The following is a 4,545-nucleotide window of genomic DNA, read 5'->3' as shown; positions in this document are numbered from 1 at the left end:
CGCCGCGTACGCGGAGGTCCCCGGCGTCAGCGCAGGGCTGCGCGACCCGCTGCAGGAGACCCTGCGCGTCGAGGCCGGCCGGCTGCTCGCGGTCGACGGCGACACCGTCCTCGTGCGGGCGCCCGCGGACGGTCCGGCGGGGCTCGCCGCGCTCGACGCGGGCTCCGGCGCCGTGCGGTGGTCCCTCGACCCCGCTCCGCCGGACCTGGCCGAGACCGAGGGGTGCGTCGTGGACGAGGTCGGCGGGCTCGCCGTGTGCTCGGCGGGGTCGCCCCAGGACGCCGTGCTCCACCTCGACCTGCGCGACGGTGCGCTGGTCGCCCGGACGCCCCTGCCGGGCGACGTCGTCGACTGGGACCTCCTGGACGGGGACCTGCTGGTCGCCGTGCGGGAGGGTGCGCGCCTCGTCGTCGTCCGGGTCACGCCGGGGCTTGCCGAGGGCGACGCGCCGGTCCCGCGCTGGAGGGTCTCGGTGCCGCTGGGTGGCGGGGGCGACGCCCGGCCCCTCCTGCTGGACGCGCGCGACGGGTTCGTCACCGTGAGCGGCGCCGTCGGGGCCGTCGTCCGCGCGGACGACGGCAGGCTGCTCGGGGCCTGGGAGCCGGCCCGCGGCTACCGGCGCGTCGACGTCCTCACCGGACCGGAGGGGTTCGGCGTGTGGCGGTCCCCGCTGCGCGGCCGGTGGTTCGACGGCGACGGTCGCCCGGTCTCGGACCTGCCGGGCGGGCCGGTCACCGAGCGGGTCACGGACGGCTCCGCTCCCGAGGTCGTCCTGACGCTCACGCCGCTCATGACCGCCGTCGACCTGCGGACCGGCGAGGCGCTGTGGGAGCGCGGGGACGGCGGCTACCTGCAGCCGCCCGCGCTCCCGCTGCGGCTCGACGGCATGGTCGTCCTGCCGGACGGCGACCGGCTCCTCGGGGTCGACGTCCGGACCGGCGACGTCCGGTGGTCCGCACCGGCGCCGACGACGACGCAGACCCTCTTCTCCCGGCCCCTCACCGACGGCCGCCGGCTCGTCGTCACGGACCTGGACGAGGAGGGCGCGCTCGTCCTGCGCGCGATCGACCTCACGACCGGCGAGGACGCCTGGGTCGTCCCCGCGCCCCCGGCGTCGCTGTGGGTCTACGGGGTCGGCGGCCGGGGGGTCATGCAGGGCGGCGGGGACGTCGTCGTGCTGGGCTGAGGGGCGTCAGAAGCGGAACGGGATGGGGATGCCGCCGCAGCAGCACACGCCCTGCACGTTCGACTGCTGCAGGAGCAGGGCGGCCTGGTAGCACGCGACGAAGCGCAGGGCGGTCGGCACGGCGCCGCGCACCAGGCCGCGCCGCCCGACGATCCCGCGCACTGCCGCGGAGCAGGACGTACCCCCGTGCGCGACGAGGTGGGCGCACGTGAAGCCCTTCCGGGGCGACAGGTGACGCTGGTAGCTGCGGATGAGGGCGTCGGCGGCGCGGGTTGCTGCGGGCATGCGCGTCACGCTAGGTGGCGTCCGCCCCCGGCGCGCGGCAGGGCGCGGTGAGCGCGACGGCCGTGGGCCCGCCGGCGTCCGCCTCCGCGGTCAGGTCGCCGGGTCGTCCGGCACGTCCGGCGGCACGCGGTTGGGGCCCGCCTCCGCGGGACGGGCCCGGTCCTGGGGGTGCAGGCGCACCCCGACGAGCGCGACGTCGTCCTCCGGGTGCCCCGGGAGGAGCCGGGCGAGCAGGGCGTCGCAGAGCTCCTCCAGCGGCAGGCCGGCGAGCTCGCCGAGGGTGTCCTGGAGCTCCTGGAGACGCTCGAGCAGGTCCGTGCCGCGCCGCTCGACGAGGCCGTCGGTGTGCAGCAGGAGGGTCGCACCGCGCTCGACCGTGATGAGCCACTCGCGGCGCAGCGCGTCGGCGTCCACCCCGAGCAGGAGGTCCGAGCGCTCGCCGCCCAGGGCGGCGACGATCCCGTCCCGGTCGACGAGCAGCGGCGGCAGGTGCCCGGCGCTGGACCACCGGACGCGGCAGACGCCCGCCTCGCGCTCGGCGACGGTCTGCTCGATCCGCGCCACCAGGGCGGTCGCCACCGTGGGCGTCTGGAGCGTCCGCATCGCCTCGTCGACCTCCCGGAGCAGGTCGGCCGGCCCGGCACCCGTCGCGACGCCGATGCCCCGCAGGAGCGAGCGGAGCTGGCCCATCGACGCGGCGGCCGCCATGTCATGACCGACGACGTCGCCGATGACGACCACGGTGCCGCCGTCGCGCTGGAGGAACGCGTCGTACCAGTCCCCACCGATCTGCGCGGCCTCCGCGGCGGGCTCGTACCGCACGGCGATCTCGACGTGGTCCGGCTCCGGCGGGTCGGTCAGCATGGAGCGCTGGAGCGCCTCGGCGAGGAGGCGCTGCTGGCGGTACAGGCGGGCGTTGTCCAGGGCGAGCCCGGCCCGTCCGGCCACCTCCCACGCGGTCGTGAGGTCCTCCGGCGTGAACGGCCCGTGGTCCGCGTCCCGGAACAGGCTGAGGATCCCCACGATCCGGCCGCGGGCGCGCAGGGGGAGCAGCACGGCGTGCTCGGGCCGCAGGACCGCCAGCATGTCCTTCGCCTCGCCGTCCGCCAGGAGCGCGGCGATGGTCCGGTGCGCCGGCTCCGGCACCGGCTGCGCGGTCCGCGTCGCGATGACCCGGTCGACGAAGGACTCCTGCCCCAGGGCCTGCAGCCGGTGGGCGGTGTAGCTCTCCACGGCGGCCCGCAGCGCCGGGTCGACGTGCCAGCAGCCGACGTCGCGCAGGTGCCGCCGGTCGAGGGCCTCCTCCTGGTCGTCGGTGAGCGTGACGATGCACCAGTCGGCGAGCGACGGCACGCAGAGCTGGGCCAGCCGGCCCACCGCGACCTCGGCGTCGAGCGTCTCCACCAGGGCCGCGGTGACGTCGGCGACGAGCTGGGCCTGCCGGGCGGCCCGGGCGAGCCCGTCCTGCTGCCGGTGCCGCTCGGTGACGTCGACGAAGTACACGGACAGCCCGTCGGGCCCGGGCCACGCCCGGATCTCGAACCACCCGTCGAGCGGCGCGGGGTAGTGGGCCTCGAACGCCACGGGCCGGCCGGTCGCGACGGCGGTCCGGTACTCCGACTCGAAGCGGGACGTGAGCTCCGCCGGGAACAGGTCCAGCACCGAGCCGCCGAGGAGCTCGGCACGCGCGTGGCCGAGCACCTTCTCCGCCTCAGCGTTGACGTAGGTGAAGCGCAGGTCGTCGTCGAGCGCGAAGAACGCGGACGGCATGCTCTCCAGGACGCGGACGACCCGGGCGTCGGCCTCGACGTGGGCCGTGGTGTCGAACGCGGCGCCGAGCACGTGCGTGGTCCGCCCGTCGGGGTCCGCGATGGCGCGACCGCGGGCCGTGACCCAGCGGACCGCACCGCCCGGCAGGACGATCCGGTACTCGGCGCCCCACTCGCCCGCCGTCGCGACCGCCGCGTCCAGCGTCTCGCGGACGCGCACCCGGTCGTGGGGGTGGACGCGGGCGTCGAACGCCTCGATGGTCCCGTCGAACGTCTCGTCCGTGTAGCCGAAGAGCGCCAGGAGGTGCGCGTCCCAGGTGAGGCGGCCGGTCGTGAGGTCCCAATCGTAGAACCCGATTCCGGCGGCCTCCATGGCGAGCCGTTCCAGGAGCCGCAGCGCGTCCTCCACGCCGCCTCCTCCCGTCCGCTCCGGCGCGGCCGTCGGCGCACCGGGTCCTCCGGAACGCTACCGCGACGACCGGGCCCGGGCACACGATCTGCGCGGGCACGGCGGTCCGGGCCAGGCGGGACGCGCCCACCGACGCAGGCCCGGGCTCCTCACAGGTACCCGGTCGTACCGTGGGCCGGTGAGCGTCGACCGGGAGCGCACCGCACCCGTCGAGCTCGCCGACGTGGACGCTGGCGACGGCAGGCCGAGCCACGGCACGGACCGCGCCGCGGTGCCGGACCGGCGGCCGTCCGGCGCGCGGCGGTGGTGGGTGCTCGGTCTGCTCCTCGTGCTCGGCGCCGGCCTGGCCGGCGGGTCCGGGCTCTCCGCGGCGGCCGACCGGCGCGACGACGACGACGTCGCCCGGCTGGCCCCCGAGCCCGGGTTCACCGCCTCCCTGCGCGAGCCGCTGGTGGAGAGGTGGCGGACCACCGACCGCGTGGTCGGCGTGGGCGCCGGCGTCGTGCTCCTGGCGGACCGCTCGGGTGGGACGGGGACGGCACCCGCGCTCCAGGCCCGCGAGGCGGCGACAGGGCGCGTGCGGTGGACGGCGGGGTGGACGCCCCGCGCGGGGGTGACGCGGTGCGAGGAGGCGGGCGCCGCCCTTCTCTGCGACGTCCCGGGCGCCGGGTTCGGCGCACCGAACACCGACGAGCTCCTCGGCGAGGTCCCCGGCCGCCTGCTCGTCGTCGACCCGGTGGACGGACGGGTGGAGGCGGAGTGGGACCTGGACGGGCGGACGGTCGGCTGGGCGGTGGCCGGCGCCGACGTCGTCGTCGCCCGGCGCGAGGGCGACCGGCTCGCGGTCGCCCGGTACGCGCTGGAGCCCGCGACCGACCGGGTCGCGCCGACCGACG

4 protein-coding genes are annotated in these 4,545 nt (G+C 77.4%); 2 read left to right on the top strand and 2 right to left on the bottom strand.

The genetic code is table 11. The annotated features are described in order from the left end of the window. A partial coding sequence (locus N866_RS16660; RefSeq protein WP_034228539.1) for an outer membrane protein assembly factor BamB family protein occupies positions 1–1,186 on the top strand: 1,186 nt, incomplete at its 5' end. A gap of 6 nt (positions 1,187–1,192) precedes the next feature. Here the strand turns inward: N866_RS16660 and yidD are convergent. After that, the gene (gene yidD, locus N866_RS16655) at positions 1,193–1,471 is read right to left on the bottom strand and encodes a membrane protein insertion efficiency factor YidD (protein ID WP_034228536.1); all 279 of its coding nucleotides are present in this window, start codon (positions 1,469–1,471) and stop codon (positions 1,193–1,195) included. Between the two features lie 90 nt (positions 1,472–1,561). Beyond that, the gene (locus N866_RS16650) at positions 1,562–3,649 is read right to left on the bottom strand and encodes a SpoIIE family protein phosphatase (protein WP_034228534.1); all 2,088 of its coding nucleotides are present in this window, start codon (positions 3,647–3,649) and stop codon (positions 1,562–1,564) included. Between the two features lie 178 nt (positions 3,650–3,827). Here N866_RS16650 and N866_RS16645 point away from each other — a divergent pair. Continuing rightward, positions 3,828–4,545 (top strand): hypothetical protein (locus N866_RS16645; RefSeq protein WP_034228531.1); only part of this gene is annotated, 718 nt, incomplete at its 3' end.

Source organism: Actinotalea ferrariae CF5-4 (assembly GCF_000603945.1).
Classification (GTDB): Bacteria; Actinomycetota; Actinomycetes; order Actinomycetales; family Cellulomonadaceae; genus Actinotalea; species Actinotalea ferrariae.
This window is presented reverse-complemented; position numbering and strand designations above follow the sequence as displayed.